Below are 26,175 nucleotides of genomic sequence, written 5' to 3' on the forward strand. Positions count from 1 at the left end.
TGGGAAGACCCGCGCGTGCCCCGGCCGGTCCGGCCGCGGGACAGCAGCACGATCCGCTCGTCGCAATGCATTGGGGCTCGTACCGGGCGGAATGCCGGGAGGGCAGTCTCGTCGCCCTGCGCGGCATGGAAGACGATCCGGACCCTTCGCCAATCGGCCAGGGGATCGCGGGCACGCTGGACGGGCCCTGCCGCATCCACGGTCCGATGGTCCGCAGGGGCTTCCTCGAGAACGGCCATCGCGGCAACACCGCGCTGCGAGGCGCGGACAGCTTCGTCGAAACCGGCTGGGACGAGGCGCTCGATCTCGCCGCCGCGGAGCTGGAGCGGGTGCGCAGCGGCCACGGCAATGCGGCCATCTATTCGGGCTCCTACGGCTGGGCCAGCGCCGGACGCTTCCACCATGCCAAGAGCCAGCTGCGCCGCTTCATGACCATGTTCGGCGGCAGCACCGTGTCGGTGAACACCTACAGCTGTTCCTCCGCCGAAGTGATCCTGCCGCATGTCGTCGGCCATTTCATGCCGCTGCTGGCCGAGCATACCTCCTGGGATGCAGTCGCTGGCGCAGGATCCCTGGTCGTCGCCTTCGGCGGGTTGGCGCGGCGCAACGGGCAGGTCAATGCCGGTGGCGTCGGGCGGCATGTGCAGCATGCCGCGATGATGCGCGCGCGCGGCGCCGGAGCGCGCTTCGTCAATGTCTCGCCGATCCGCTCGGACATCGACCCGGAACTGGAGGCGGACTGGCTTCCGGTGCGCCCGGGAACCGATGTCGCGCTGATGCTGGGGCTGGCCCATGAGCTGCTGCGCACGGAGCGGCATGACCGCGGCTTCCTGGAAAGCCACTGCACCGGCTTCGGCTCCTTCCTGCCCTATCTGACCGGCGAAGCCGACGGCCAGCCCAAGGATGCAGCCTGGGCCGCGGAGATCACCGGCCTTCCGGCCTCCGCCATCGAGGAGCTTGCCATGCGCATGGCAAGCGGACCGGCAATCCTGAATGCCAGCTGGTCGCTGACCCGGCAGCAGAATGGCGAACAGATCTACTGGATGCTGGTGGTGCTGGCGGCGATGCTCGGCGGGATCGGGCGCCCCGGCGAGGGTTTCGCGCTGGGACTGGGCGCCGTCAACGGCGTCGGCAACAGCTTTTCGCGGCTGTCGCTCGCGGCCCTGCCGATGGGCGAGGACCCGGCCGACAGTTTCATCCCGGTGGCGCGGATTTCCGACATGCTGCTCTCGCCTGGCGCGGCCTACCGCTATGACGGGCAGACGCGGCACTATCCGGAGATCCATCTGGTCTACTGGGTCGGCGGCAATGTCTTCCACCACCACCAGGATCTCAACCGGCTGCGGCGGGCCTGGCAGCGGGCCGGGACCGTGATCGTGCACGAGCCGTTCTGGACGCCGATGGCGCGGCATGCCGACATCGTCCTGCCCTCCACGCTCCCGGCGGAGCGCAACGACATCGTCGGCACCTTCAACGAGAGCCGGGTCATGTTCTCGTCGCAGGTCTCCGCGCCATATGGCGACACGCGGAACGATCACGACATCTTCGCCGGGCTCGCCGCCCGGCTGCGGCCCGGGGACGGCAACGGGACCGGCTTCGCCGAACGTTTCACCGGCGGGCTGGACGAGACCGCCTGGCTGGAGCGGCTCTACGAGGAGTCGCGAGCGGCGACGCCTGGCGGCGGAGACTGGCCCGGCTTCGCGGATTTCCGCGCGCAGGGATATCTCGATCTGCCGCCGCCGGCGCGGCCGCGGACGATGCTGGAGGCGTTCCGGATGCCCGCGACCACGGTCTGGACCCTGCCTCGGACGACAATGCCGCCGCCTTCGCCGCCGCCGTGGCGGCCACGCCCGCGGGCGGCACGCTGAAGGTGCCTTCGGGGCGCTATGTCACCGGACCGGTCTTCCTCAAGGCGGGGATCACGCTCTGGCTGACGGACGGTGCCGAGATTGCCGGCAAGGCGGACCGCACGGGCTGGCCGCAGCTTCCCGCCCGCGACGGGTCCGGTCGCGTCATCGGCACCTGGGAGGGCCTGCCCGAGACCTCTTTTGCCGCCGTCTTGACCGCGATCGACTGCTCGGGGCTGAAGATCACCGGGCGGGGCACCATCGACGGCGGCGGCGACCGCGGCGACTGGTGGTCCTGGCCGAAGGAGACCCGCGACGGCGCTCGCCGCCCGCGCACGCTCTTCCTCGCGCATTCGCCGGATGTGGAGCTGTCGGGCTTCACTGTCAGGAACTCGCCGAGCTGGACGGTGCATCCGTTCCGCTGCGACCGGCTGACCGCCGCCGCCCTGTTCATCGAGAACCCGCATGACAGCCCCAATACCGACGGGCTCGACCCCGAAAGCTGCGAGGATGTCCTGCTGGCCGGGCTGCATTTTTCGGTGGGCGACGATTGCATCGCGGTGAAGGCGGGGAAGCGCGCCCCGGGGCAGGAGGACCACCTCGCCCCGACACGGCGGCTGGAGATCGTGCAGTGCCACATGGAGCGCGGCCATGGCGCCGTGGTGCTGGGCAGCGAGATGTCGGGCGAGATCACCGACGTCACCATCCGCGCCTGCAGCTTCGACGGCACCGACCGCGGGCTCAGGATCAAGACACGCCGGGGCAGGGGCGGCAAGGTCGCCCGGGTGACGCTAGACCATGTCGCGATGACGGACGTGCCGACGCCCTTTGCCGCCAATGCCTTCTATTTCTGCGATCCCGACGGGCATGACGACTGGGTGCAGGCCCGCACGCCCGCGCCGGTGGATGCGACCACCCCGGTGATCGAGGACGTCACCTTCCGCGACGTGACCGCGACCGGCGTGACACTCGCGGTCGTGGCGCTGCTCGGCCTGCCGGAACAGCCGATCCGCGGCATCCGGCTGGAGCGGGTGCGGGCAAGCTTCGACCGGGACGCGCAGCCCGGCGTGCCGCTGATGGCGGCGGGCGTCGCGCCCGCCTGCCGCGAGACCATCCGCGCCGATTTCGCCGAGGTGACAGGCGATGTCGAGATTTTCGAGACGACGAAGGACCCAGAGCCATGCTGACCGACTATTTTGCCGCCTTCACCGCGGCCTACACGCCCTACAAGGGCGGGCCCTGGTGCTACGAGGACGGCTGCCTCTACCGCGGGCTGGAGCTTCTGCACCGCGCCACCGGCGAGGCGCGCTGGCTGGAGGAAATGCAGTCCCGCGTCGATGCGCAGATCGGCGACGGCAGCTCGCTCGCGGGCTACAACCTCTCGGACTACAACATCGACAACATCATGTCGGGCAAGGCGCTGCTCTATCTCGACGAGGTGACGGGCGATCCGAAATACATGAAGGCGGCGGCGATCCTGATCGACCAGCTGGCGACCCATCCGCGGACGAAATCCGGGGTCTACTGGCACAAGCTGCGCTATCCGTGGCAGGTCTGGCTCGACGGCCTCTACATGGGCGCGCCGTTCCAGATCGGCTACGGGCTGAGGACCGGCGACGCGGCGCTGGTCGAGGACGCCATCGCGCAGGTCTCCACCGCGCTCGAGATGACCTTCGTGCCTGCGACCGGGCTCTACGCACATGCAATGGACGAGGCGCGCAAGCAGCCCTGGTCGGACCGCGAAACTGGCCACAACAAGGCGCATTGGTCGCGCGCGCTCGGCTGGCTCGCGATGGCGCTGGTCGACATCGCCGAACTGGCAGGCCCCGAGCGGTTCCGTCCGCTCGAGGCGCAGACCCGGGCGCTGCTGGCACGGATCGCCGGGCTGCGCGTGCCGGGCGGTCTCTGGCTGCAGGTGATCGACCGGCCCGACCTGGCCGGGAACTACGAGGAAAGCTCGGCTTCGGCGATGTTCGTCTATGCGCTGGAAAAGGGCGCGGTGCTGGGCTTCGCCGACGCGCCGCCCGCCGATCTCTTCGACATCCTCGCCGCCAAGGTGGTGCGCAAGCGCGCGGGCGGCGGGCAGGAGATGGCCGAGATCTGCGAGGTGGCGGGCCTCGGCTATTTCGGGAACCGCTTCCGCGACGGCTCGGCCGAATATTACCTGACCGAAGCCCGGGTGTCCGACGACATCAAGGGCGTGGGGCCGCTGATGATGAGCTATGCCGCCCATCTGGAGCGCGGCAGCGATGCGGCAGAGGCGCGGGTCGCCTGATGCTGGACGTGTCTCCGGCACGGCCCGAGCTGAGCGCGGCACAGGCGGCCCGCTTCACCCGCGCGCGCGTCCTGGCGCGGGCGGGGTGGCTGCCTCCCGGCCCGATCAGCGCCGCCCAGAGCGTGCGCGTGCCGATCTCCACCTTCTGCCAGGCACAGCCCTCGGCATCGAGAAAGGAGCCGCCCGCCCCCCGCGGGGCATCCGCGCCCGGCTGGGCGGCGGCCTGCGCAGCCAGCAGCCCCAGAAGGACGGCAAGACGGGCGGCTCCGGTCATCTGGCGTTCTCCCTATCCCGCATCGGCACCCAGCCGTTTCAGCACACGCTCGCGGGTCGCGCCGTCGCAGAAGGCCGCCTCCGCCGCCACGCGGTTGATCCCGGCGAAGACCTCCTCGTCCCAGCCGAAGGCATGGGCCAGCCGGTCGTATTCGCCCGACAGCGTCGTGTGGAAGAACGGCGGGTCGTCGGTCGAGACCGTGACCTTCACGCCGCGTTCCCAGAGCTGGCAGACCGGGTGCCGGTCCCAGCGCGGATAGAGGCCCAGCGCGATGTTCGACCCCGGGCAGACCTCCAGCACGATGCCGTCCTCGGCCAGCCGGTCGACCAGCGCCAGATCTTCGATCGCCCTTACGCCATGGCCGATGCGGCTGACCCGCAGATCCTCTATGGCCTCGCGGACCGAGACTGGCCCGCCCCATTCGCCGGCATGCGCCGTCAGGCCCAGCTCGGCCTCGCGCGCCAGGTCGAAGCTCCAGGCGAAATCCTTCGGGCGGCCCATCGTCTCGTTGCCGGCAATGCCGTAGCCGGTGACGAAATCGCCCATCGTCTCGGCGGCGCAGAGCGCGGCGCGCTTGGCCTTGTCCGGGCCGAAATGCCGGATGCAGGTCACCACGCCGCGCAGGATCGGGCCGCCATGGGCCTCGGCGGCCAGCGCCGCCTCCTGCATCGCGGCCACGTAGTCGCGCCAGGCGGAGACATCGCCGCCGCCGCAGAAATCCGGGCTGAGGAAGGTCTCGGCATAGACCACACCCTGTTCGGCCAGCTCGCCCGCCACGGCGGTGACCAGCCGCGCGTAATCCTCGGGCGTCTTCAGCACCGAGGTCGCGGCCTCGTAGACCTCGAGGAAATGCGGGAAGTCGTCGAAGGCGTAATGGCCCCGCTCGTCGAAGACGCGGGCGATGTCGATCTTCTTCTGCTTCGCGAGGCCGGCGATGAAGGCAGGCGGCGCCGCGCCTTCGAGATGCAGGTGAAGTTCGGCCTTGGGGAGGGATTTCATGTCAGGGGCGTTCCGGGTCCGGTGTCATCGAGGCCGAGATGGCACGCCACGGTGGCGGCGACATCCACAAAAGCGCAGAGTCCCTTCGCGCCGGGCACAAGGCCGCGGCCCAGCACCGGCACGCGCTCGCGGGTGTGGTCGGTGCCCCGCCAGGTGGGATCGTTGCCATGGTCGGCGGTGAACAGGATCAGGTCGCCGGGGCGCAGCGCATCGAGCAGCCGCGGCACCTGCGCGTCGAACCATTCCAGCGCCCGCGCATAGCCCGCGACATTGCGGCGATGGCCCCAGAGGCTGTCGAACTCGACGAAGTTGGCGAAGGTCAGGCTGCCCTCGGGCGCCCCGCGGATGTCGTCGAGCAGATGCTCCATCAGCTGGGCATCGCTGCCCTTCCTGACCGAGGAAACGCCGCTCCCCGCGAAGATGTCCCGGATCTTGCCGACGGCGCGGACCTCGTGCCCGGCCGCCTGCGCCCAGTTGCAGAGCGTCGGCCGCGGCGGCCTGAGCGCGTAGTCGCGGCGGTTGACGGTGCGGGCGAAGCCCTCCTCCGGGCTGCCGAGGAACGGCCGCGCGATCACCCGGCCGACGCGCTTTTCATGCAGGTGGGGCGCCAGCCGCTCGCAGAGGTCGAGAAGCCGCGCAAGCCCGAAGCTTTCCTCGTGCGCGGCGATCTGGAAGACGCTGTCGACCGAGGTGTAGCAGATCGGCCAGCCGGTCCGCACATGCGCGGCGCCGAACCGCTCGAGCACGTCCGTGCCCGAGCCATGGGCATTGCAGAGCGTGCCCGCCACCCCGGCGATGTCGCGCACGAGCTTGAGGTCCTCCGGCGGGAAGGCCGGATCGGCATCGGGATAATAGGTCCAGTCGAACGGTACCGGCAGCCCGGCCAGCTCCCAATGGCCCGAGGGCGTGTCCTTGCCCGGCGACACCTCGGAGGCCGCCGCCCAGGCGGCATCGGGGCCGGGCGCGGGCCAATGGCCGGTGCCCTCCGCCGGCGGTCGGGCGGCCGCGGCGGGGCAGTCTCGGGAAGGCGGGCATCGGGGCTCCTCGCAGGGCAAACGGCACGGGCTGCACCCTAGGCCATCGCGCCCCCCGGGGCTTCGGCGCTCCCGGATGCCGTGCCTGCCTGTCCGGCCAGACGTCCTATCCCGACGGATAGGCCTGCCTGTCCGGGCCGGTGCGGCCGATGCAGTCGGCGGGAAAGGGGGGCGGTCCCGGGCGGACGAGACCGGGAAATGCGGCCGGTCCGCCAAGGCGAAGATCCGGGTCCGGAATTCGGGCGGTGCGGCGACTGTAGGCGGCGCTTTCAGCGGCGGCGGTTCAGAACAGGCCTTCCTGCTTGGCGATCAGCGCCGCCTGGGTGCGGTTGGTTGCGCCGATCTTGCGGTAGAGCGTCTTCATGTGCAGCTTCACCGTCGGCTCGCGCAGGTCCAGATCGCGGGCGATCTCCTTGTTGGACTTGCCCTGGCTCAGGCCTTCGAGCATCTCAAGCTCGCGGCTCGACAGCTTTCCGGCCAGCGGATGCGCCTCTGCCGTGCTGCCGCGCAGGAAGTCGAGCGGGGCGTATTGCTCGCCCATCGCCATGAAGCGGATCGCGTTCACCAGCGATTTCGCCGACAGCGTCTTGGGCAGGAACCCGGCCGCGCCCCGGGCCAGGACGTCCTCGGCGATCGCGCGGCTCGCCGTGCCCGAGATGATCGCCACCTGTCCGGTCCCCGGCGTGGCGCGCATCCGGTCGAGCCCCTCCAGCCCGTCCATGCCGGGCATCGAATAGTCGAGCAGGACGAGGTCGAAGGCCGGTCCGGCCTCGGCCAGCTGCAGGGCCTCGCCGAAATCCCGGGCCGTCACGGTCTCCATGTCCTGTTCCTGCTGCAGGAACACCACGAGCGTGTCCCTCAGCAGGTCATGGTCGTCCGCAATGAGGATGCGCATGGCCGATGCTCCGGTGCCGTGCCGGGGCCGGGACAACCCCGGCCGCCTGGGCACTCTGTTTCCGGAAGAGAATAAACGTTCCTTGCGGTTCCTCAAGCAGTTCGCGCCAAGCTGCGCCATTGTCGCACCGCCGGCCGGCAGTGCGGAGGCATGGCCGGGCGATCCGCAAGGATAGCCGCCGCTCGCCATCCGGCTGGCGGCCTCTCCGGACCGGCACTGCGCCATCCCTCCGGGCAGGCCGGCTGTCCTGACGCGGCGTTGAGCCGGAGGCCCCTGCCGGAGCATCGCTGGGTCAACATTCCGGAAAGGATTTCCCGATGACCCTTGCCCTGCCTGCCCGACTTTTCGCCAATCCGATGTCCAGCCCGTCGCCGCCGCTCCGGACCGAAACCGTGATGGGAATGGAGCTGGTCTCGGCCGCCGCCTCCGCGGTGATCGCGCATCTGCTCGCGCCCGGCCGCCGCAGCCGCGTGGCCTTCGTCAACGCGCATTGCTGCAATGTCCGGGCGCGGGACTCGCGCTATGCCGATGCGCTGGAGACGGCGGATCTGCTGCTGCCGGATGGGATCGGCGTGGAGCTGGGCGCGCGCCTGGCCGGGCGCCGCCTGGCGGAGAACCTCAACGGCACCGATTTCGTGCCGCTGCTCCTGCAGGCTGGCCTCCGCCGCGGCCGCCCAGGCTCGCTCGGGCGGCACGCTGAAAGATACGCTGGAGGAGCTCGAGGCGAAGCTGATCAACGACGCCATCATCCGCTACAAGGGCAACAAGAAGAAGGCGGCGGAGTATCTCGGCGTGTCGCGCTCCTATCTCTACAAGAAGCTCGAGGCGCTCGGCGCCGATCCCGAGTGAGCGCCATGGGCAGGGGCAGGGGGCGTCCCCCTGCCCCGCCGGTCACGGCAGCGCGATGCGGTAGACCCGCGCCGCGGTGCCGCTGTAGAGCGCGGCCTTTTCCTCGGCGGAGCAGCCTGAGGTGATCCGCTTCAGCGCGTTCCACAGCTCGACATAGCCGCAGGAGCGTGCATCGGGCGGGAAGTTGCTTTCCATCATCGCCCGCTCCGGCCCGAACAACTCGATCGCGGTCTCGACAAAGGGCCGCCAGGCCGCGGCCAGCTCTTTGCTGCCCGGTTTGGTCTCGCGCGTGTCGAAGCCGAATCCCCAGATCGGCATGCCAAGCCCGCCGATCTTGCAGACCGCGTTGGGCCGCTTCGCGACCTCTGCCAGCCCTGCCTTCCACTCGGCAAACAGCGCGGCGCGCTCCTCCGCAGTCATCTCCAGCCCCATCGCCACCGTCATGTGGTTGACGATGACCGGCGTGTCCGGGAAGTCGTCCGCAAGCGCCGCGATCTGCGGCAGCTGCAGGTGGAAGCCGGTCGCGTCATAGGTCAGCCCCCGCGCCGCCAGCTCGCGGAAGCCTTCGCGGAAGGCCGGGTCGCCGTAGATGCCCTGCGGCGGCCGCCCGGTGAAGAAGTACCGGAAGGGCACGTCGCTGGGATGGTCCATGACGATCTGGCGGATGCCGCGGAACCGATCGGGCGCGGCCGAAATCTGCCGGTCCAAGAGCTCGCCCACCGCCGCGCCGGCACGCAGATCCGCCTTGCCGACGATGGCGGCGCAGGCGCGCGGGCCCTCGAAGTCGGTGCCCGCGCACATCGCGCCGACGCCATTGGCGAACTCCACCTCGCCGAGGGGGCGCAGGATCTCGGGCCCCTCGCGGCGCAGGAAGGCCGAGGCCTCGACATAGACGGAGGCCACCACGTTGTGTCCCGCGCGCATGTCGGCAAGGAACTCGTCGATCATGTAGCGCGTGCCGTGCCGGTCGAAGAGATGGTGATGCGCGTCGATGATCGGCAGATCCGGCTCCAGGATCGGCTCAGACATCCTTGTAGCCCGGCAGCTTGTAGAGCGTCTCCTTCTTGCCGCGGATCTCGGGCAGGAAGACCTGCCCGATCCAGTCGGCGCGCGGCACGTCCTCGATGGCGACGGACAGGTCGCCCTCGGCCACGCCCATCGCCTCGACCGCCGCCCGCACCATGGCGTCGGCGATCTTCTGCTTCAGCGCCTCGTCGCGCCCCTCGATCATCTTGATCGCGATATGCGGCATGGGTTCCTCCTCAGCCCGCGGTGAAGGCGCCGTCGACGGCCAGGCACTGGCCGCTGACATAGCTGGCGCGGTCCGACAGCGCCCAGGCGGCCATCTGCGCCATCTCGCGCGGATCGGCGAGCCGCCCGAAGGGGATCTGGCCGAGGATCAGCTCGCCTCGGCGGGACATGGTGTCGGTCAGCATCGGCGTGTCGACATAGCCCGGGCAGAGCGCGTTGACCCGGACCTTCGGCGCGTATTCCATGGCCGCGGTCTTGGTCATGCCGACGATCGCGTGCTTGCTGGCCGAATAGCCCGTCGTCGTCGGAAAGCCCTGGATGCCCGCCAGCGAGGCAGTCGACAGGATCGCGCCGCCTGCCTCCTGCGCCATCATCTGGTTCAGCTCGGCCACCATGCAGAGCCAGGTGCCCTTGAGGTTGATGTCGATGATCCGGTCGAACGCGTCCTCGTCCCATTCCGCGGTCAGCCGCCCGCCCTGGCCGATCTGGCCGCCGGTGATCCCGGCATTGTTGAAGGCGCAGTCGAGCCGCCCCCATGTGTCCACCGCCGCAGCCACCATCGCGCGGATGTCGTCGCGGCTGCCGAGATCGGCCACCACCGGCACCACCTCGCCGCCCGCGTCCCGCACCAGCGCGGCGGTTTCCTCGACGCCCTCGGCGCCGATATCCGAGATCACCAGCCGCGCGCCCTCTTCGGCGAAAAGCTGCGCCGAGGCGCGGCCGATCCCGCCGGCCGCGCCGGTGATCAGCGCGACCTTCCCGTCAAGCAGTCCCGTCATCTCTCTCTCCCTCAGATGTTCACGCGGCGCTGGCTGATGGTCTTCGACACCGTGTAGGCGTCGAGCGTCTCCATCCCGCCCTCGGTGCCGATGCCGCTTTCCTTGTGGCCGCCGAAAGGCGCATCCGCGCCGGGGCTGGTGAACTGGTTGATCGCCACCGAGCCGCATTCCAGCGCGTTCGACAGCCGGTCGGCCAGCTCGACGTCATTGGTGAAGACATAGCCCGCCAGCCCGACCTCGATGTCGTTGGCGATGCGCAGCGCCTCCTCCATGTCCGCGACCTTCGCGCAGGGCGCGATCGGGCCGAAGGGTTCCTCATGCATCACCCGTGCGTCGAGCGGCACGTCGCCCAGCACGGTCGGCGCATAGAAGCAGCCCTTGTTGCCGACCCTGTTGCCGCCCGAGAGCAGCTTCGCGCCGCGCATCACCGCGTCGTCGACCATGCCTTGCATGGTCTCGATGCGGCGGAAATTGACCAGCGGCCCGACCTCGGCGCCCTCGGTGAAGCCGTCGCCGACCTTCAGCTTGGCAGCGCGCGCGGCGAATTCGCCGGTGAAGTCGTCATAGACCTTCTCGTGCACCAGGAAGCGCGAGGGCGAGACGCAGAGCTGGCCCGCCATGCGGAACTTGCCGCCCACTGCCAGCTCGGCGACCTTGGCGGGGTTCACGTCTGCGCCGATCAGCACCGGGGCATGGCCGCCGAGTTCCATCAGCGCGGGCTTCACGCCCTCGGCGGCAAGCCGCATCAGCTGCTTGCCGACCTCGACCGAGCCGGTCAGCGTCACCGCGCGGATCACCGGCGACAGGATCAGCTTTTCCGACACCCGCGCCGAGTTGCCGTGCACCACCTGCAGCACGCCCTCGGGCAGGCCGGCATCGAGGAAGCACTGCGCCAGGAGGCAGGTCGAGGCCGGGGTCTGGCTGGCGGGCTTGATGATCACCGAACAGCCCGCGGCGATGGTCCCGGCGAGCTTGCGGCCCGCCGCGCTGACCGGCACGTTCCAGGGGGTGAAGGCCGCGACCGGGCCAATCGGTTCGCGCACCACGAATTGATAGTTCGGATGCTGGGTCGGCACGATGCGGCCGCAATTGCGCAGGAGCTGCTCGGCATCCCAATCGAGGAAGCTCGACGAGCGCGACACCTCGGCCTCGGCATCGGCGAGCGGCTTGCCGTGCTCCAGCGTGATCGCCGGGGCGATCTCGGCGGCGCGCTCGCGCATGAGCTGGGCCACGCGCTTCAGCAGGGCCGAACGCTCCTGCGGCGGCACCTTGCGCCAGATCTCGAAGCCCTTCTGCGCGATCTCGAGCGCCCGGTCCAGATCGGCATCGGTGGCGCCGGGAACCGGGCCTAGGATCTCGTCATTGGCCGGGTTCTGCACATGGTGGCAGGGCGCGCGGTCATGGATCCAGTCGCCGCCGATCAGCAGCCCGACATCGGGATAGGTATAGGCGTGTGCAGGTCCGTCCATGGTCTCTTCCTGTCTGTGGGTCGGGACGGCCGCGCCGTCCGGAATTGTGGGAGGGCCGCGCTCAGGACGCGGCGGCGCTTTCGGCATGCTCGCGCATGCTCTGGCTCAGCCCCATCGGCTGGGGATAGAGATTGACCGAGAAGCCGCCGTCGACGGTCAGCACCTGGCCGGTGATGAAGGAGGCCGCGGGCGAGGCGAGGAACACCGCCGCATCGGCCTGCTCGCTGGGTTGGGACAGGCGCCCGAGCGGCACCTGCGCCTTGCGGGTCTCGATCGCTTGCGGGGACAGGTCGCGCACCAGCGCAGGCGACAGGATGGTGCCCGGGATCACGACGTTGACGCGGATCCCGTCCACCGCCCATTCCAGCGCCATCTGCCGCGACAGCGTGATCAGCGCGGCCTTCGACGGCCCGTAGGAGCCCGAGCGGGCATAGCCATGCGTTCCCGCCAGGGACCCGGCATGGACGATCGCGCCGACCGGGCTGGCCTTCAGATGCGGATGGCAGGCCAGCGCCAGATCGAGCGCCGAGCGGACATTGACATGGAAGGCCTCGTCCCATCGGGACTGCGCCTCCGGCCCGAGGAAGCCCGGCGCGACCAGCACGGCCACGTTGATCAGCACGTCGATCCCGCCGAAACGCTCGGCCACCGCGGCGATGCCCGCCTCGATATGGTCCGCGCGCCCGACATCGAGTTCCAGCGCCATGGCGGTGCCGCCCGCCGCCTCGATCCCGGCGGCCACGGCCGCGGCAGCCTCGGGATTGCGGGGCGATCACCGACCCGGCCGGCAACGGCCTGACCAACCGGCAGATCATCCGCGGCGCGGCGGCCTTCTCGGCGCTGCTGCAGGACTGCACCGGACCGGGAGAGCGGGTCGGCGTGCTGCTGCCCGGCGTCTCGGCGGTGGCGGTGGTGCTGATGGGGCTCTGGCGGGCGGGCCGCGTCGCCGCGATCCTGAACCCGACCCTCGGAGCGGCGGCGATGCTGTCGGCGGCAGAGACCGCGGCCATGCGCCGGATCATCACCAGCCGAGATTTCGTCGCGAAGGCCGGGCTCGGCGAGGTGATCGCCGCCCTCGAGGCCGCGGGGATCGAGATCCTGTGGACCGACGCTTTGAAGGCGCGGATCACCCCGGCGCGCAAGCTGAAGGCTCTTTGGGCCGCGCGCCGCGCCACCGACCTGCCGGTCGGCCCTTCCGACCCCGCGGTGGTGCTGTTCACCAGCGGCACCGAGGGCGCGCCGAAGGGCGTGGTGCTGACCCATGGCAACATCGTGGCGAACATCGCCCAGGTGCGGGCCCGCACCGATGTCGGATCGCGCGACCGGGTGCTCTCGGCGATGCCGGTCTTCCATTCGCTGGGCCTGACCGCCGGGCTGCTGCTGCCGCTGGCGGCGGGCGCGCCGCTGGCGGTCTATCCCTCGCCGCTGCATTACAGCGCCATCCCCGAGATGGTCTATGCGCACCAGGCGACGCTGATCTTCGGCACCAACACCTTCCTCAACGGCTGGGCCAGGAAGGCCGAGGCCTATGACTTCGCCACCGTGCGGGCCGCCATCGCCGGGGCCGAGGCGGTGCAGGACGCGACCCGCAGGCTCTTTGCGGACCGGTTCGGCGTGCGCATCCTCGAAGGCTACGGCGCAACCGAGGCCGGGCCGGTGATCGCGCTCAACACGCCGATGGAGGCGCGGGCAGGAACCGTCGGCCGTCCGCTGACCGGGATCGCGCTGCGCGAGGAAGAGGTGCCGGGGATCGGCGGGCGCAAGCTCTGGATCAGCGGCCCGAACGTGATGGCGGGCTACCTGCTGCCGGGCGGCGGCGGACGGCTCGTGCCGGTCGAGGACGGCTGGTACGACACCGGCGACATCGTCGAGCGCGATGCCGAGGGCTATATCCGCATCGTCGGCCGCGCCAAGCGCTTCGCCAAGATCGGCGGCGAGATGGTGTCGCTGGCCGCCTGCGAGGAACTCGCGGCCGCCTGCTGGCCGGAGGCGCATGTCGCCGCCGTCAGTCTCGCCGATCCGCGCAAGGGCGAGCGGGTGTGCCTGGTGACCGATGCCGAAGGCGCCGTGCGTGCCGATCTCTCGGCGCGCGCCGCGTCGAAGTGGTCACCGGCGCGCAAGCGCGCGGCATGATCGAGATCAGCAGCGGCCTGCCCGACGGCGCGCAGGTGATCGTCACCAACCTGCACCGCGTCTCCGACGGCACCGGGATCGAGGCCCGGCCGGCGCAGAGCGCGGAGCTGGCGCAATGAGCCTGCCCGACCTCGCCATCCGCCGTCCGGTCCTGGCCACGGTCGCCAACCTCCTGATCGTGCTGATCGGCACCATGGCGCTCCTGGGCCTGCCGGTGCGCGAGCTGCCGCAGACCGATGCCGCCCGGATCACCGTCCTCACCAGCTATACCGGCGCCGCTCCGGACGTGGTCGACAGCCAGGTGGCCAGCACCATCGAGGGCGCGCTCGCGGGCATTGCCGGGCTCGAGAGCATGGAGACCGAGAGCGAGCGGGGCCGGGCGCGCACCGTGCTGACCTTCGATCCCTCCGCCGATATAGAGGCGGCGGCGAATGACGTGCGCACCGCCGTCGACCGTGCCGCGCGCGACCTGCCCGACGGCGCAGATGCGCCGATCGTGCGCAAGAACGACGACCAGGGCGACCCGGTGCTGCGGCTGTCGCTGTCCTCGCCGTCGATGACGCCGCTGGAGCTGTCGGACTATGCCGACCGCTACATCACCGACCGGCTGGCGCGGCTGCCGGGCGTGGCCAATGCCGCGATCTTCGGCGAGCGCGCGCCCGCGATGCGGATCTGGCTCGATGCCGGGCTGATGGCCTCGCACGGGGTGACCACCGGCGACATCGCCTCGGCGCTGCAGGCCAACAACATCGAGCTGCCCGCCGGCGAGATCGAGACCGGCGCGCGGCAGATCCAGCTGCTGGCGCGCACCCGGATGGGCCGCGCGGCTGGCGGCCGAGACCGGCGCCGAGGTGCTGGGCCTCGCCGCGGACGTGACCGTGACCGAAGACGCGCAGGCGCTGGTCGACGGCACGCTGGCGCGGTTCGGACGGCTCGACATCCTCGTCAACAACGCGGGCATCGGCATCCATTGCCGCCCCGAGGAAATGACGATGGAGCAGTGGGACCTGAACGTCTCGGTCAACCTGCGCAGCGTCTTCCACCTGTCGAAGTTCGCCTATGACGCGCTGCGCGACGGCGGCGGCAAGATCATCAACATCGGCTCGATGTACTCGATCTTCGGCGCGGGCGAGGTTCCGGCCTATGCCGCCTCGAAGGGCGGCGTGGTGCAGCTGACCAAGAGCCTCGCCGTGGCCTGGGCGCAGGAAGACATCCAGGTCAACGCCATCCTTCCGGGATGGATCAATACCGGTCTCGGCGCGCAGGGGCGGCGCGAGATGAAGGGGCTCGACGAACGCGTGCTGGCCCGCACCCCGGCGGCGCGCTGGGGCGAACCCGGCGACCTGGCCGGCACGGCGGTGTTCCTGGCCTCGAAGGCCTCGGGCTTCGTCACCGGCGTCAGCATTCCGGTCGACGGAGGCTATTCGGTCTCCTGACCAGCCAGGCAAGGCCGGCCGGAGGAGGCCGGTCCCCCAGAAAGAGGAGGAAGACATGACGAACGGAACGCGCAAGAGGACCGGGTTCAGCCGGCGCGGGTTTCTGGGCACCGGAGCGGCCGCGGTTGCGGCCTCGGGCCTCTGCCTGCCGGCCTATGCGGCCGGACGGACCATCAGGATCGGCATGGTGATGCCGCGCACCGGGCCGCTGGCCTTCTTTTCCGAGCATGTCGATTTCGTGCTCGGCCAGGTGCAGCGGGCGACCGGCGGGCAGCTGTCGATCGACGGGCGCAGCGTGCCCTTCGAGATCCTGCTGCGCGACAGCCAGTCGAACCCGAACCGCGCCTCCGAAGTCGCGGCCGAGCTGATCCTCGACGAGGGCGTCGACCTGATGATCGCGGCGGCCACGCCCGAAACGACGGTGCCGGTCTCGGACATGTGCGAGCTCAACGGCGTGCCCTGCGTCACCAACGACACCCCGATCGAGCCCTATTTCCAGGCCCGCGGCGGCGATCCGGAGACGGGCTTCGAATGGACCAACCATTTCTTCTTCTCGGGCACGCAATCGGCCGGAACGAACCTCAACATGTTCGGGCAGATCGCCTCGAACAAGATGGTCGGCGCGCTCTGGCCGAATGACGGCGACGGCATCGCCTTCGCCGAAAGCTATCCGCCGCTCTTCGAGAAGCTGGGCTACGGCCTGTCGGATCCGGGGCGGTTCGACATGCCGCTGAGCTCCTACGCGGCGGCGGTCTCGCAGTTCAAGGCCGACGGGGTGGAGCTCATCTACGGCGTGATCCCGCCGCCGGAATTCACCACCTTCTGGAACGAGGCGGCGCAGCAGAGCTTCCGCCCGAAGCTGGTCTATGCCGGCAAGACCGTTCAGTTTCCGGCTGCGCTCGAGCCGTTCGGGTCCCGCGCCGAGGGCCTGCTGACCGAAGTCTGGTGGGCGCCGAGCTATCCCTATGCCTCGACCCTGACCGGGCAGAGTTCGCAGGAGCTGGCGGACGAATACGAGGACGCCTCGGGCCGCCAGTGGTCGATGCCGCTGGCCTACCGCCATTCGCTCTTCGAGGTGATCTTCGACGGGCTGAAGCGCGCGCAGGATCTGGACGATCCGTCCTCGATCCAGGCGGCGTTCAACGAGACCGACATGGTGTCGGTGGTCGGGCCGGTGAATTTCCGCACCGGGCCGCTGCCCAATACCAGCATGACGCCCACCGCCGGCGGGCAGTGGGTCAAGGGCGACAAGTTCCCGCTCCGGCTGGTGATCTGCGACAACGAATTCGCGCCGGAGGTTCCGGTCGAGGGCGAGGTCCAGCCGCTGGCCTACTGAGCCTGCGCCGGCCGGCCGCCGCTGCGCGGCCGGCGATCCGCGGAAAATTGGAGACAGTCTTGCAACCACTTCTCGAACTTCGGGAGGTCTCGAAGTCGTTCGGCGGCATCGAGGTCTTCCGCGATGTCAGCTTCGTGCTCGCGCCGGGGGCGCGGCTGGGCGTGCTGGGGCCGAACGGCGCGGGCAAGAGCACGATGTTCAACCTGATCTCGGGGCTGCACCGGCCGTCGGGCGGGCAGATGATCTATCAGGGGCGCGATCTCGGCCAGATGCGGCCCTGGACCGCCTGCCGCGCCGGGATCGGCCGCACCTTCCAGATCCCGCAGCCCTTCACCCACATGACGGTCGCCGACAACATCGTCGTCGCCTGCACCAGCGGCGCGGGGCTGGGGCTGCACGAGGCGCGTGCACGCGCGCAGGAGATCCTCGAGCTGACCGGGCTCGGCGCGCATGCGCAGAAGCTCGCCGGGTCGCTGGCGCTTCTCGACCTGAAGCGGCTGGAGCTGGCCAAGGCGGCGGCGATGCGGCCGAAGCTGCTGCTGCTCGACGAAATCGCGGGCGGGCTGACCGAGGCGGAATGCGGCACGCTGCTGGAGATTCTCGCGGCGGTCACCGGGCGCGGGACGGCGGTGATCTGGATCGAGCATGTCGTCCATGCGCTGACCCAGTTCGTCGACGAAATCGCGGTGCTCGCCGACAAGCGCATCATCACCCGCGGCAAGATCGACGCGGTGCTGGCCGATCCCGAGGTCCGCGCCCTCTATTTCGGAGCGGAGGCAGAGGCATGAGCGCCCTTCTGACGGTCAGCAACCTGCATCTGAGCTATGGCCAGTTCGCGGCGCTGCACGGGCTCGACCTGGAAATCGGCGCGGGCGAGATCATCGCGGTGATCGGAGCCAACGGCGCCGGGAAAAGCTCGCTGATCCGCGGCATCTGCGGCACCGAGGGGCAGGGTCGCGGCAGCGTCCGGCTCGACGGGCAGGAGCTCCTGGGCCTCGCCCCGCCGGAGATCACCCGCGCGGGCATCGGCCTCGTGCCCGAGGGGCGGCGCATCTTTCCCTCGCTCAGCGTCGAGGAGAACATCCTGCTGGGCGCGCAGCTCGGGCGGCCGCATTCGGACGATCCCTGGACGCTCGACCGGATCTACGACCTGTTCCCCGATCTCGTGGCGAAGCGGCACCTGTCGGGCACCATGCTGTCGGGCGGGCAGCAGCAAATGATCGCCATCGGCCGCGCGCTGATGACCAATCCGCGGGTCCTGCTCTGCGACGAAATAAGCCTCGGGCTGGCGCCGACGATCATCGGGCGGCTCTACGAACAGCTCGGGCGGCTCGCCGCCGGCGGGCTGGCCATCCTCGTGGTCGAACAGGCGATGCGCAAGGCGCTGCAGATTTCCGCCCGATACTACTGCGTTCTCGAGGGCCGCGTGTCGCTCTCGGGCCTCTCCGCCGAGGCCGAGGAAGAGCGCGTCGCAGAAGCCTATTTCGGGAGATAGCCGTGGAATTGCTCAATACCCTTGTCCAGGGCGTCCTGCTCGGCGGCCTCTTCGCGCTCTACGCGCTGGGGCTCAGCCTGCTCTTCGGCGTCATGCGGATCGTCAATATCGCGCATGGCGACCTGATCGTCGCCTTCGCCTATGCCGGGCTGATGGTGACCGAGTTCCTCGGCATTCCGCTCCCGGCGGCGGCGCCGGCGATCCTGCTGCTGGCGGCGGGCGCGGGCTGGCTGCTGCAGCGCGGGCTCTTCGAATTCGTGCCGCGCCGCGATCCGCTGATCCCGCTGCTCGTCGCCTTCGGCGTCTCGATCATCCTGCAGAACCTGATGCTGATGGGCTTCGGCGCCGATCCGCAGAAGCTGAGCCTCGGCGCGCTGGAACAGGCCAGCGTCGAGATCCTGCCGGAGCTGCATGTCGGGGTGTTCTCGCTCGTCGTCTTCGCGCTGGCGGTGGCGCTGATCGGCGGGCTGCAGCTGATGATCTACCGCACCGCCTTCGGCCGGGCGCTGCGCGCGGTCTCCGACAGCGAGGAGAACGCCGCGATGCTGGGGCTCGACACCCGCGCGGTGTTCCGCAAGGCCTTTGCCATCGTCATGGTCACCGTCGCGATCGCGGCGCTGCTGATGGCGGTGCGCGGCAATTTCGATCCGGCCAGCGGCCCGACCCGGCTGCTGACCGCCTTCGAGGCGATCGTGATCGGCGGGCTCGGCTCGATGTGGGGCACGCTGGCGGGCGGCATCATCCTCGGCGTCGCGCAGATGGCCGGGGCGCAGATCGACGCCTCCTGGCAGGTGCTGGCGGGGCATCTGGTGTTCCTCGTCCTCCTCGTCCTGCGTCCGCGCGGGCTGTTCCCCAAGCATGGAGGCTGAGGCCATGAAGATGCCGTCCCCCGCCCTGCCGCTGGCCTGCCTCGCGCTGGCCGTCGCCGTGATGGCGCCGCTGCCGTTCTTCGTCGGCAACGGCACCATGCGCTACCTGACCGACCTCTTCATCATCATCGCCGTCGCCCAGCTCTGGAACCTTCTGGCGGGCTTCGGCGGGGTGGTCTCGATCGGCCAGCATGCCTTCATCGGGGCGGGCGCCTATGCCTTCTACGGCTTCACCGCGCATCTCGGCCTGCATCCCTTCGCGGCGATGGCGCTGACCGTGCCCTTCGGCGCGCTGCTGTCGCTGCCGGTCTTCGCCATCCTCAGCCGGATGCGCGTCGCGTATTTCGCGATCGGCAGCTGGGTGCTGGCCGAGGTGATGATGCTGGCGGCGGGCAAGCTGCCGGGCTTCGGCGGCGGTTCGGGCATCAGCCTGCGGCCCGAGATCGTGCGCGCCTTCGGCGCCCGCACCCCCGAGCGGATCGAGAACATCTACTGGCTCTCCTTCGCGATCCTCAGCCTCGTCGTCCTGTTCATCATCCTGGTGATGCATTCCCGGCGGGGCTATGCGCTCCGGGCGATGCGCGACAACGAGAATGCCGCCATGGCGCTCGGCGTGAACCCGGTGGCGGTGAAGGCGATGCTCTTCGTCGCCTCGGGCGCGATGCTGTCGCTGCTGGGCGCGCTGAACACGCTGCAGAAGCTCAGGATCAACCCGTCGGGCTCGTTCAGCCTGACCGACTGGACGGTGTTCATCATCTTCATCGTGGTGATCGGCGGCATGGGGCGGATCATCGGTCCGGTGATCGGCGCCGTGCTCTTCGTGCTGCTGCGCGAGAACCTGTCCGATCTGGGGCCGGTCTACATGATCGTTCTGGGCGCCGCGGCGATCGGCATGATGCTCTGGGAGCCGGGCGGCATCGCGGCGCTGCCGCAGCGCTGGAAGGACCGCCGCGCCGCCCGTCGGACGGCTCCAGCGCCAAGGCTGTGGCGTCGAGCACTGCATTTTCGGGATGGCGCAGGTCGATGCGGAAGCGCACCTCGGCGGGCACGACCGACGGCGCGTTCGGGAGCACCTCGACCCGGCCGATGGTGAAGCGGATATCGGGTCCGGCCGCCAGCGCGGCGGCCTGCATGGCGGCCGCGATGCGGACGAAGGCCTGCACCGCGTCCTGCCGCCGCTCCATCGGTTCGGTCCCGGCATGGGCCTCGCGCCCGGTGATCGTGACTTGGAAGGTCTTCTTGCCCTGGATGCCGGTCACCGCGCCGATCGCCTTGCCGCCGGTCTCCAGCAGGTCGGCCTGCTCGATATGCGGCTCGACATAGGCATGGAGCGGAAAGCCCGGTTCGCGGACCGGCACGTCGGGGAAGCTCTCCGCCAGCCGGTCGAGCTCGGCGCCGACGGTGACGCCCCCGGCATCGGCGGCGGCGCGGATGTCGCCGAGGCTGCGGGTGCCGGCGAAGACTTCGGAACCCATCATGCCCGGTGCGAAGCGGCTGCCCTCCTCGTTCATCCAGGCGACCAGCGTGACCGGGCGCGGCGGCACGATGCCCGCGTCCTGCAGGGTTTCCAGCGCTTCGAAGGCCGCCAGCACGCCGAAAACGCCGTCGAAGCGCCCGCCGGTCGGCTGGCTGTCGAGATGCGAGCCGATCAGCACCGGCGCGCCCTCCGCTTTTCCCGCCATTTCCAGGAACAGGTTCCCGGCGGTGTCGAAACCGGGTGTGAGCCCGATGGCCCGCCCCCAGCCGATCAGCAGGCGCATCGCGGCGCGGTCCTCGGCGGAAAGCGCCTGGCGGTTGACGCCCTTGCCGCAGGGCAGGGCGCCGATCGCGGCCATTTCCATCAGCCGCGACCAGAGGCGGTCTCCGTCGATCCGGGGGCGGTGCTCCATGGTTCAGTCCGCCCGCATGACCTGGGCGGGGTTGGCGCGGGGATCGCGCAGCCCCCCGGCCCCGGCCTCGGCCTGCGCGATGAACTCGGCCAGGTGCAGGTTGAACAGGACCGGCTCCTCGAGGTTCAGCGTGTGGCCGGTTTTCGGCAGGATCAGCAGGCCCGAGGCGGGCATCGTCTTCTTGAGGTAGATGCCCGGCTGCAGGCAGTGGTCGTCCTCGTCGCCGACCATGACCAAGGTTGGCAGGGTGCAGGCCCTGAGCTTGTCTTCCAGGTCCCAGAAGGACGGCCGCCGTGCCTGCACGCCGCGCATCGTGTTGGCTGCGCCGACCTTGTCGTGGCGCGCGAGGCGCTCGACGAAGTCCAGATGCCCGCGCGGGTCCTTGTTCTCGAACTGCACCCTGCTGGCGCCGCGGCCGTAGATCTCGGCGAAGCCCGCCGGGTCCGCCCCGAACTTGTCGGCGACGGTCAGCGAGACGCCGCGGAAATAGTCCTCGGTCTCCTTCTCGCAGCCATAGCCTGCGCCCGCGACGGTCAGCGACAGCGCACGGTCCGGGTAGGTGAGCCCGAAATGCACGGTTGCAAAGCCGCCCATGCTCAGCCCGACGACATGCGCCTTTTCGATGCCGAGCGCATCGAGCACGGCGATGGCGTCATCGACGGCGATGGCCTGGGAATACTTCTCCAGATCCGCCGGGATGTCCGAGGGCGCGTAGCCGCGCGCCGCATAGGTAATGCAGCGGTGGCGTCGCGCGAAATGGCTCATCTGCGGCTCCCACGCGTCGTAATTGCCGCCGAACTCGTGGATGAACAGGATCGGCGTGCCGGTTTCGCCCGCCGTCTCGTAGTAGATCCTGGTGCCGTCCTTCGCGGTTGCGTACATCCGGCCTCTCCTCAGAACAAAGCAGGCACGTCGGTCAGGCCCCTGGCCGTCTCGACATAGGCTGCGAAATTGGCGGCGAGCTTGTCGGCCCAGGCTTCCGGGACCGTGGTCGACACTTTGATGAAGCGGTCGCCGAAGGCCGCGGTGTGATAGGCGCCCTGGCGGATCATCACCCCGTCGAGCCGTGCGGCCTCGACGATCGCCTCGGGGCGCACGCCCGCGGTCTCGACGATGATGAAGTTGCCGTGCGACGGCCAGACCGGCACCGACATGCCGACGGCTTCGGCGGCGGCCTTGATCTTCTGCTTGTTGGCCAGGTCGATGCGGCGGACGGTCTGCATCCACTCGGCCTTGACCTTCAGCCCGGCGACGGCGCCGCGCTGTGCCACGACATTGCCGCCCAGAACCGAGGTCGAGACCGCGGCCAGTTCGGCGATCAGCGCCGGGTTGCCGACGAGCGCGCCGATGCGCATGCCGGCAAGCCCCAGCCACTTGGAGAAGGAGAGCGTGCAGACGGCATTGTCTGCATCCACGGAGACCGCCGGCGTATGCCCGTCTGCGAAATCGCGATAGGTGCAGTCATGCACCAGAAGCGCGCCGTTCTCCTTGGCGATGGCGGCGAATTCGGCGATTTCCGCGGCGGTGTAGGTGACGCCCAGCGGGTTGTTGGGGTCGACCAGGTAGAGGATCGCGCAGCGCTCGTCGATATGGGCGCGCAAGAGCTCCGGGGTCAGCTTGTAGCCGGTCTCGGGGCCGTAGATCGGCGTCTGCACGATCTCGGCGCCCTGCTGCTCGGCGAACTGGCAGGGCCATTTCCAGGTCGGATCGGTGGTGACCAGCGTGGTGCCGGGCTTTGCCCGCGCCCGGCAGATCAGCGAAGCGCGTTGACGCCGCCCTCGGTCACCAGCGCCTCGAGCCCGGGCACGCCGACATCGGCGACGATGGCGTCGCGCAGCTCTTCGAAGCCCAGGGGCGGGGCATAGGCATTGAACTCGCCAGCTTCGATCGAGGCGGTCATCGCCGCGGTCACCGCCGGATGGGCCGGAATGTGGTTGGTGTTCTGCCCCATCCACGCCAGGTCCGGCGTGGAGAACAGGTCGTCGAAATACCGGTTGCGGACGGACAGGTCGGCCATCAGATCACCGAGCCCCGTGCCGCGATGCCGCCGTCGATGGTGACCACGGTGCCGGTGATGTAGCCTGCTTTCGGCGAGGCCAGGAAGGTGCAGAGATCGGCGACTTCCTCGGCGGTGGCGGGGCGCTTGCCCGGGTATTTCGCGTAGAGCTCTTCCCAGCGGCTCTCGTCGCCCAGCATGTCGATGGCCTTGCGCTTCATGATCTTCAGCATCCGGTCGGTATCGACCGGGCCCGGATTGACGCCGACGACGCGGATGCCGTCATCGAGCGACCGGCCGCCGATCGCCTTGGTGAAGGACATCAGCGATGCATTGCCGGTCGAGCCCGCGAAATAGGAGGCGTCCCAGTTCTCGCCGGAATTGCCGATCACGTTGATGATCACGCTGTCCGGCTTGCCCTTGCGCTTGGCGAAGAACAGGCGTGACAGGGTGATGTAGCCGAAGACCTTCAGCTCGAACCCCTTGCGGATTGCCTCGTCGGTGACCTCGTCCAGCGGGCCCGCGGGAATGTCGCCCGCATTGTTGATCAGGATGTCGTAGTCGCCGGCCGCGGCGTCGAGCGCGGTCATCGCCTCGGCAGAGCCGAGATCGGCGGGGTGGATCGTCACCTCGACATCGTATTCGGCGTCGAGCTCGGCCTTCAGCGCGGAAAGGGCGTCGGCATTGCGCGCCGCCAGGTGCAGGTTGCAGCCTTCCGCCGCCAGCGTCTTGGCGCAGCTATACCCGATGCCCTTGGAGGCTCCCGTGATCAGGGCGGTCTTGCCGGTCAGGTCCAGTTTCATCGCTGTCTCCGTTGGATGCACAAAGTTGCTTTCTGCATACAGAGAAGCGGCATCCTGTAAACCGATGATTTCACCGGACTGCCGCAAATGCAGCGAAAACCGTTCCGCTGGGAAGGGGAGTCGGGCTTGTGCCGCGAAATCCGGCATACACACATTGAGTGTGCAGGTATCTTGCCGGAAAACTAACCAAACGACAAATGACGTACATAAAATATCGCTGTGCATGCAGAACGAATGTTTACGGATGCGCATTTTCCGTGTGCTTTCGAGTCGTTCCCGGGGCGCGCATGCCGCCCCTGCATCCGCGCCCCGGGACACGGCGGAAGGAAAGGAGCCCCATGGCCCAGGTGAGCCTCGCAGGCATCGGCAAGACCTATGAAGGGTCCGGCGCCAACACGATCTCCGGTCTCGATCTCGACGTGCAGGACGGCGAGTTCCTCGTTCTGGTCGGGCCCTCGGGCTGCGGCAAGTCGACGACCCTGCGGATGATCGCGGGTCTGGAGGAACCGACGGCGGGCGAGATCCGCATCGGCAACCGGCGGGTCGACGGGCTGGAGCCGCGAGAGCGGGGCATTGCCATGGTGTTCCAGAACTACGCGCTCTATCCCCATATGACGGTGGCGCAGAACATGAGCTTCGGGCTCCGGCTGGCGAAGATGCCGCGCGCCGAGATCCGGCGCCGGGTCGAGGCCGCCGCGGAAACGCTGGGCCTCGCGGGATTCCTCGACCGGCACCCGAAGGCCCTGTCGGGCGGCCAGCGCCAGCGCGTCGCCATGGGCCGCGCCATCGTGCGCGAACCGGAGGTGTTCCTGTTCGACGAGCCGCTGTCGAATCTGGACGCGCAGCTGCGCGGCCAGATGCGCGCCGAGATCCGCCGCATCCATGACCGGCTCCGTGCGACCACCATCTATGTCACCCATGACCAGGTCGAGGCGATGACGCTCGCGGACCGGGTCGTCGTGCTGAAGGATGGCAGGATCGAGCAGCAGGGCAGCCCGCAGGAGCTTTACGACCGGCCCGCGACGCGCTTCGTGGCCGGCTTCCTCGGCTCGCCGCAGATGAACTTCCTCTCCGCCACGGTGCGCGGCGGCGCGCTCGACCTCGGCAATGGCGCCCTCCTGCCGCTGCCGGAGGGCCGGGCGCTGGCTCCGGGCTGCGCATCTCGACGAAGCCCGCGCCGCTCGCGGCGACGACCTCGCGCTGGTCGATCTTCTGCAGGTGCTGCGTGTCGCCCGGCGCGGTATCGCCGGCCAGCACGACCAGCGGGATCCCCGCCTTGACGCCCTCGGCCAGCGCGGTGACCGTGTTGGTCAGCGCCGGACCATGGGTGACGGTGGCGACCCCGGTGCGGCCAGTGACCTGGGCATGGCCGAGCGCCGCCAGAACCGCCGACGCCTCGTGCAGGCAGGCGGTGTAGCGGCCGAGCCCCTCATCGACATAGGCATTGACCAGGAACAGGTTGGCATCGCCCACCAATCCGAAGACATGGCCCGCGCCCAGCTGGGCCAGCCCGCGGGCCAGGGCCTGATGCACGGTGACGGTTGGGGAAGCTGCCTGGTTCATGGGGGTCCTTCGGGTTCGGCTCCTGTCGGCCGCTTGGATAGCCCAGCCGCTTTGGAAACAAAAACTCAGTTTAGTTTCTTTAAAAGTTCCCCAAAGTGTCTTTTCAGCCGCCGCGGGGGCACCGGCCCTTGTGCCGCGCGGCGGCACCCGCCAGAACAGGGGGAGACGCCCCGCCAGACGGAGACCCCGACCGCGTGACCCAAGCTGCCCGCCGCCCCGCCGAACCGCCTGCGCTTCCCGGCCTGTCCTCGAGGCTCGGGGTGATCGGCCGGCAGCTCGACTACCTCGTCAATCCCGATCCGGAGCGCGGCATCGCCTATGTCGAGACGCCGAAGGTCGCCTGCACCGCGATCAAGGGCTTCATGCTCCTGCGCACCGAGGAAATGGTCGACGCGCTCGCCGATTTCTTCGACCGCAAATCCGGGCTGGAGCCGGCGATCGAGAGCGACCGCGACTTCATCGACAAGGTGTTCAAGCATGTCCGCTACCATACCGGGCATGACTTCACCCATTACAAGCACTCGACGCTGATGCGGCGGCTGTCCCTGCGGATGTCGGTTCTGGGCGTCACCTCGCCCGCGGAATACGTCAAGAAGCTGATGCAGGACCGCGAAGAGGCCCGCAAGCTGATCCATGACGTGCTGATCAACGTCACCGGGTTCTTCCGCGATCCCGAGGCCTGGGACCGGCTGCGCACCGCGGTGCTGCCCGAGATCCTCAAGGGCCGCGGCCGCGACGAAGAGGTGCGGATCTGGGTGCCGGGCTGTTCCTCGGGGCAGGAGGCCTACACGATGGCCATGCTGCTCAGCGAGGAGCTGTCGCGCATCAACGCCCATCCGCAGGTGGTGATCTTCGGCACCGACATCGACGAGGAGGCACTGGCCCAGGCGCGGCGCGGCGTCTATCCGCAATCGGCGATGGACGAGATCCCTCCGAACTACCTGCAGGAATATTTCATCCCGACGCCGGACGGCTACGAAGTC

23 protein-coding genes and 7 pseudogenes are annotated in these 26,175 nt (G+C 69.4%); 16 read left to right on the forward strand and 14 right to left on the reverse strand.

Annotated features, from left to right (window positions below):
• Positions 1-65: 65 nt before the first annotated feature.
• The 3 genes and pseudogenes from C7T91_RS06145 to C7T91_RS06155 all read left to right on the forward strand — a co-directional run.
• A pseudogene (locus C7T91_RS06145) lies at positions 66-1,550 on the forward strand (molybdopterin-dependent oxidoreductase); the annotation flags it as partial.
• A 170-nt stretch (positions 1,551-1,720) separates the two neighbouring features.
• Positions 1,721-3,034, forward strand: coding sequence for a polygalacturonase PglA (pglA, locus tag C7T91_RS06150; protein ID WP_456237834.1), 1,314 nt, complete (start codon positions 1,721-1,723; stop codon positions 3,032-3,034).
• A complete protein-coding gene (locus tag C7T91_RS06155) occupies positions 3,028-4,122 on the forward strand; it encodes a glycoside hydrolase family 88/105 protein (RefSeq protein ID WP_108258403.1) in 1,095 nt (364 codons plus the stop codon). Before pglA ends, C7T91_RS06155 begins: the two co-directional genes overlap by 7 nt.
• A 286-nt stretch (positions 4,123-4,408) precedes the next feature.
• Here the strand turns inward: C7T91_RS06155 and C7T91_RS06160 are convergent, their stop codons facing one another.
• The 3 genes and pseudogenes from C7T91_RS06160 to C7T91_RS06170 all read right to left on the reverse strand — a co-directional run bounded on the left by C7T91_RS06160 (position 4,409) and on the right by C7T91_RS06170 (position 7,324).
• A complete protein-coding gene (locus C7T91_RS06160) occupies positions 4,409-5,395 on the reverse strand; it encodes an adenosine deaminase (RefSeq protein WP_108258404.1) in 987 nt (328 codons plus the stop codon).
• Positions 5,392-6,360 (reverse strand): annotated as a pseudogene (locus C7T91_RS06165) (phosphopentomutase); the annotation flags it as partial. The gene C7T91_RS06160 and the pseudogene C7T91_RS06165, both read right to left, overlap by 4 nt.
• 352 nt (positions 6,361-6,712) lie before the next feature.
• Positions 6,713-7,324 carry a response regulator gene (locus C7T91_RS06170; protein ID WP_108258405.1) on the reverse strand — a complete coding sequence of 204 codons (612 nt, stop codon included), beginning with the start codon at positions 7,322-7,324 and terminating at the stop codon, positions 6,713-6,715.
• Between the two features lie 561 nt (positions 7,325-7,885).
• Here C7T91_RS06170 and C7T91_RS06175 point away from each other — a divergent pair.
• Positions 7,886-8,173: a helix-turn-helix domain-containing protein gene (locus C7T91_RS06175; RefSeq protein ID WP_108258406.1), complete on the forward strand. Its 288-nt coding sequence runs from the start codon at positions 7,886-7,888 to the stop codon at positions 8,171-8,173.
• A 42-nt stretch (positions 8,174-8,215) separates the two neighbouring features.
• On the opposite strand, the gene C7T91_RS06180 is transcribed toward C7T91_RS06175, so the two are convergent.
• The 5 genes and pseudogenes from C7T91_RS06180 to C7T91_RS06200 form a co-directional block, all read right to left on the reverse strand.
• On the reverse strand, positions 8,216-9,202 hold the full coding sequence (locus C7T91_RS06180; RefSeq protein WP_108258407.1) for an amidohydrolase family protein: 987 nt from the start codon (positions 9,200-9,202) through the stop codon (positions 8,216-8,218).
• On the reverse strand, positions 9,195-9,425 hold the full coding sequence (locus C7T91_RS06185; RefSeq protein ID WP_108258408.1) for a tautomerase family protein: 231 nt from the start codon (positions 9,423-9,425) through the stop codon (positions 9,195-9,197). Before C7T91_RS06185 ends, C7T91_RS06180 begins: the two co-directional genes overlap by 8 nt.
• Positions 9,426-9,435: 10 nt before the next feature.
• Positions 9,436-10,203, reverse strand: coding sequence for an SDR family NAD(P)-dependent oxidoreductase (locus C7T91_RS06190; protein ID WP_108258409.1), 768 nt, complete (start codon positions 10,201-10,203; stop codon positions 9,436-9,438).
• Positions 10,204-10,214: 11 nt separating this feature from the next.
• Complete coding sequence (locus C7T91_RS06195) at positions 10,215-11,672, reverse strand: NAD-dependent succinate-semialdehyde dehydrogenase (protein WP_108258410.1); 1,458 nt, start codon at positions 11,670-11,672, stop codon at positions 10,215-10,217.
• A gap of 61 nt (positions 11,673-11,733) precedes the next feature.
• Positions 11,734-12,426, reverse strand: a pseudogene (locus tag C7T91_RS06200) (SDR family NAD(P)-dependent oxidoreductase); the annotation flags it as partial.
• A gap of 17 nt (positions 12,427-12,443) precedes the next feature.
• On the opposite strand from C7T91_RS06200, the gene C7T91_RS06205 reads away from it, so the two are divergent.
• From C7T91_RS06205 to C7T91_RS34865, 9 genes and pseudogenes are all read left to right on the forward strand, one after another.
• Entirely contained in the window at positions 12,444-13,805 is a 1,362-nt protein-coding gene (locus tag C7T91_RS06205; protein ID WP_108258412.1) for an AMP-binding protein, read from the forward strand.
• Complete coding sequence (locus tag C7T91_RS37745; protein ID WP_269100107.1) at positions 13,802-13,924, forward strand: hypothetical protein; 123 nt, start codon at positions 13,802-13,804, stop codon at positions 13,922-13,924. The genes C7T91_RS06205 and C7T91_RS37745 overlap by 4 nt, the downstream gene beginning before the upstream one ends.
• Positions 13,921-14,616, forward strand: a pseudogene (locus C7T91_RS06210) (efflux RND transporter permease subunit); the annotation flags it as partial. The gene C7T91_RS37745 and the pseudogene C7T91_RS06210, both read left to right, overlap by 4 nt.
• Positions 14,617-14,677: 61 nt before the next feature.
• Positions 14,678-15,241, forward strand: coding sequence for an SDR family NAD(P)-dependent oxidoreductase (locus C7T91_RS06215; RefSeq protein WP_407943250.1), 564 nt, complete (start codon positions 14,678-14,680; stop codon positions 15,239-15,241).
• A 55-nt stretch (positions 15,242-15,296) separates the two neighbouring features.
• Entirely contained in the window at positions 15,297-16,577 is a 1,281-nt protein-coding gene (locus C7T91_RS06220) for an ABC transporter substrate-binding protein (protein WP_108258414.1), read from the forward strand.
• 59 nt (positions 16,578-16,636) lie between these two features.
• Complete coding sequence (locus tag C7T91_RS06225) at positions 16,637-17,365, forward strand: ABC transporter ATP-binding protein (protein WP_108258415.1); 729 nt, start codon at positions 16,637-16,639, stop codon at positions 17,363-17,365.
• Positions 17,362-18,072, forward strand: a complete 711-nt coding sequence (locus tag C7T91_RS06230; RefSeq protein ID WP_108258416.1) for an ABC transporter ATP-binding protein — start codon at positions 17,362-17,364, stop codon at positions 18,070-18,072. The genes C7T91_RS06225 and C7T91_RS06230 overlap by 4 nt, the downstream gene beginning before the upstream one ends.
• 2 nt (positions 18,073-18,074) lie before the next feature.
• The gene (locus C7T91_RS06235) at positions 18,075-18,941 is read left to right on the forward strand and encodes a branched-chain amino acid ABC transporter permease (RefSeq protein ID WP_108258417.1); all 867 of its coding nucleotides are present in this window, start codon (positions 18,075-18,077) and stop codon (positions 18,939-18,941) included.
• Between the two features lie 97 nt (positions 18,942-19,038).
• Positions 19,039-19,761 (forward strand): annotated as a pseudogene (locus tag C7T91_RS34865) (branched-chain amino acid ABC transporter permease); the annotation flags it as partial.
• Here the strand turns inward: C7T91_RS34865 and C7T91_RS06245 are convergent.
• From C7T91_RS06245 to C7T91_RS06260, 5 genes are read right to left on the reverse strand one after another with little or no spacing between them, the layout of a single operon-like run.
• A complete protein-coding gene (locus C7T91_RS06245; RefSeq protein WP_108258419.1) occupies positions 19,730-20,830 on the reverse strand; it encodes a hydantoinase/carbamoylase family amidase in 1,101 nt (366 codons plus the stop codon). The pseudogene C7T91_RS34865 and the gene C7T91_RS06245 overlap by 32 nt on opposite strands.
• A 3-nt stretch (positions 20,831-20,833) precedes the next feature.
• A complete protein-coding gene (locus tag C7T91_RS06250) occupies positions 20,834-21,712 on the reverse strand; it encodes an alpha/beta fold hydrolase (protein WP_108258420.1) in 879 nt (292 codons plus the stop codon).
• Positions 21,713-21,723: 11 nt separating this feature from the next.
• The gene (locus C7T91_RS06255; RefSeq protein WP_236638052.1) at positions 21,724-22,587 is read right to left on the reverse strand and encodes a pyridoxal phosphate-dependent aminotransferase; all 864 of its coding nucleotides are present in this window, start codon (positions 22,585-22,587) and stop codon (positions 21,724-21,726) included.
• Complete coding sequence (locus C7T91_RS34870; protein WP_236638006.1) at positions 22,584-22,847, reverse strand: hypothetical protein; 264 nt, start codon at positions 22,845-22,847, stop codon at positions 22,584-22,586. The genes C7T91_RS06255 and C7T91_RS34870 overlap by 4 nt, the downstream gene beginning before the upstream one ends.
• Positions 22,847-23,629, reverse strand: coding sequence for an SDR family oxidoreductase (locus C7T91_RS06260; protein ID WP_108258421.1), 783 nt, complete (start codon positions 23,627-23,629; stop codon positions 22,847-22,849). Before C7T91_RS06260 ends, C7T91_RS34870 begins: the two co-directional genes overlap by 1 nt.
• Before the next feature lie 338 nt (positions 23,630-23,967).
• Between C7T91_RS06260 and C7T91_RS06265 the strand changes: the two are divergent.
• Together C7T91_RS06265 and C7T91_RS39120 are read left to right on the forward strand one after the other, a co-directional pair.
• Positions 23,968-24,657: pseudogene (locus tag C7T91_RS06265) on the forward strand (ABC transporter ATP-binding protein); the annotation flags it as partial.
• A 30-nt stretch (positions 24,658-24,687) separates the two neighbouring features.
• Complete coding sequence (locus C7T91_RS39120) at positions 24,688-24,909, forward strand: hypothetical protein (protein WP_407943260.1); 222 nt, start codon at positions 24,688-24,690, stop codon at positions 24,907-24,909.
• On the opposite strand, the pseudogene C7T91_RS06270 reads toward C7T91_RS39120, so the two are convergent.
• A pseudogene (locus C7T91_RS06270) lies at positions 24,887-25,192 on the reverse strand (thiamine pyrophosphate-binding protein); the annotation flags it as partial. The gene C7T91_RS39120 and the pseudogene C7T91_RS06270 overlap by 23 nt on opposite strands.
• A gap of 194 nt (positions 25,193-25,386) precedes the next feature.
• On the opposite strand from C7T91_RS06270, the gene C7T91_RS06275 reads away from it, so the two are divergent.
• Positions 25,387-26,175: CheR family methyltransferase (locus tag C7T91_RS06275; protein WP_236638007.1), on the forward strand; the 789-nt coding region annotated here is incomplete at its 3' end.

This window comes from Mangrovicoccus ximenensis, from assembly GCF_003056725.1.
Lineage (GTDB): Bacteria > Pseudomonadota > Alphaproteobacteria > Rhodobacterales > Rhodobacteraceae > Mangrovicoccus > Mangrovicoccus ximenensis.

Bases quoted from the DNA above. Each gene is read 5' to 3' on its own strand.
- C7T91_RS34870 (WP_236638006.1), bottom strand. From the start codon at position 22,847: ATGGCCGACCTGTCCGTCCGCAACCGGTATTTCGACGACCTGTTCTCC.
- C7T91_RS06160 (WP_108258404.1), bottom strand. From the start codon at position 5,395: ATGAAATCCCTCCCCAAGGCCGAACTTCACCTGCATCTCGAAGGCGCG.
- C7T91_RS06220 (WP_108258414.1), top strand. From the start codon at position 15,297: ATGACGAACGGAACGCGCAAGAGGACCGGGTTCAGCCGGCGCGGGTTT.
- C7T91_RS37745 (WP_269100107.1), top strand. From the start codon at position 13,802: ATGATCGAGATCAGCAGCGGCCTGCCCGACGGCGCGCAGGTGATCGTC.
- C7T91_RS39120 (WP_407943260.1), top strand. From the start codon at position 24,688: ATGAACTTCCTCTCCGCCACGGTGCGCGGCGGCGCGCTCGACCTCGGC.
- C7T91_RS06250 (WP_108258420.1), bottom strand. From the start codon at position 21,712: ATGTACGCAACCGCGAAGGACGGCACCAGGATCTACTACGAGACGGCG.
- C7T91_RS06180 (WP_108258407.1), bottom strand. From the start codon at position 9,202: ATGTCTGAGCCGATCCTGGAGCCGGATCTGCCGATCATCGACGCGCAT.
- C7T91_RS06185 (WP_108258408.1), bottom strand. From the start codon at position 9,425: ATGCCGCATATCGCGATCAAGATGATCGAGGGGCGCGACGAGGCGCTG.
- C7T91_RS06245 (WP_108258419.1), bottom strand. From the start codon at position 20,830: ATGGAGCACCGCCCCCGGATCGACGGAGACCGCCTCTGGTCGCGGCTG.
- C7T91_RS06195 (WP_108258410.1), bottom strand. From the start codon at position 11,672: ATGGACGGACCTGCACACGCCTATACCTATCCCGATGTCGGGCTGCTG.
- C7T91_RS06170 (WP_108258405.1), bottom strand. From the start codon at position 7,324: ATGCGCATCCTCATTGCGGACGACCATGACCTGCTGAGGGACACGCTC.
- C7T91_RS06175 (WP_108258406.1), top strand. From the start codon at position 7,886: ATGGGATCGGCGTGGAGCTGGGCGCGCGCCTGGCCGGGCGCCGCCTGG.
- C7T91_RS06230 (WP_108258416.1), top strand. From the start codon at position 17,362: ATGAGCGCCCTTCTGACGGTCAGCAACCTGCATCTGAGCTATGGCCAG.
- C7T91_RS06155 (WP_108258403.1), top strand. From the start codon at position 3,028: ATGCTGACCGACTATTTTGCCGCCTTCACCGCGGCCTACACGCCCTAC.
- C7T91_RS06190 (WP_108258409.1), bottom strand. From the start codon at position 10,203: ATGACGGGACTGCTTGACGGGAAGGTCGCGCTGATCACCGGCGCGGCC.
- C7T91_RS06260 (WP_108258421.1), bottom strand. From the start codon at position 23,629: ATGAAACTGGACCTGACCGGCAAGACCGCCCTGATCACGGGAGCCTCC.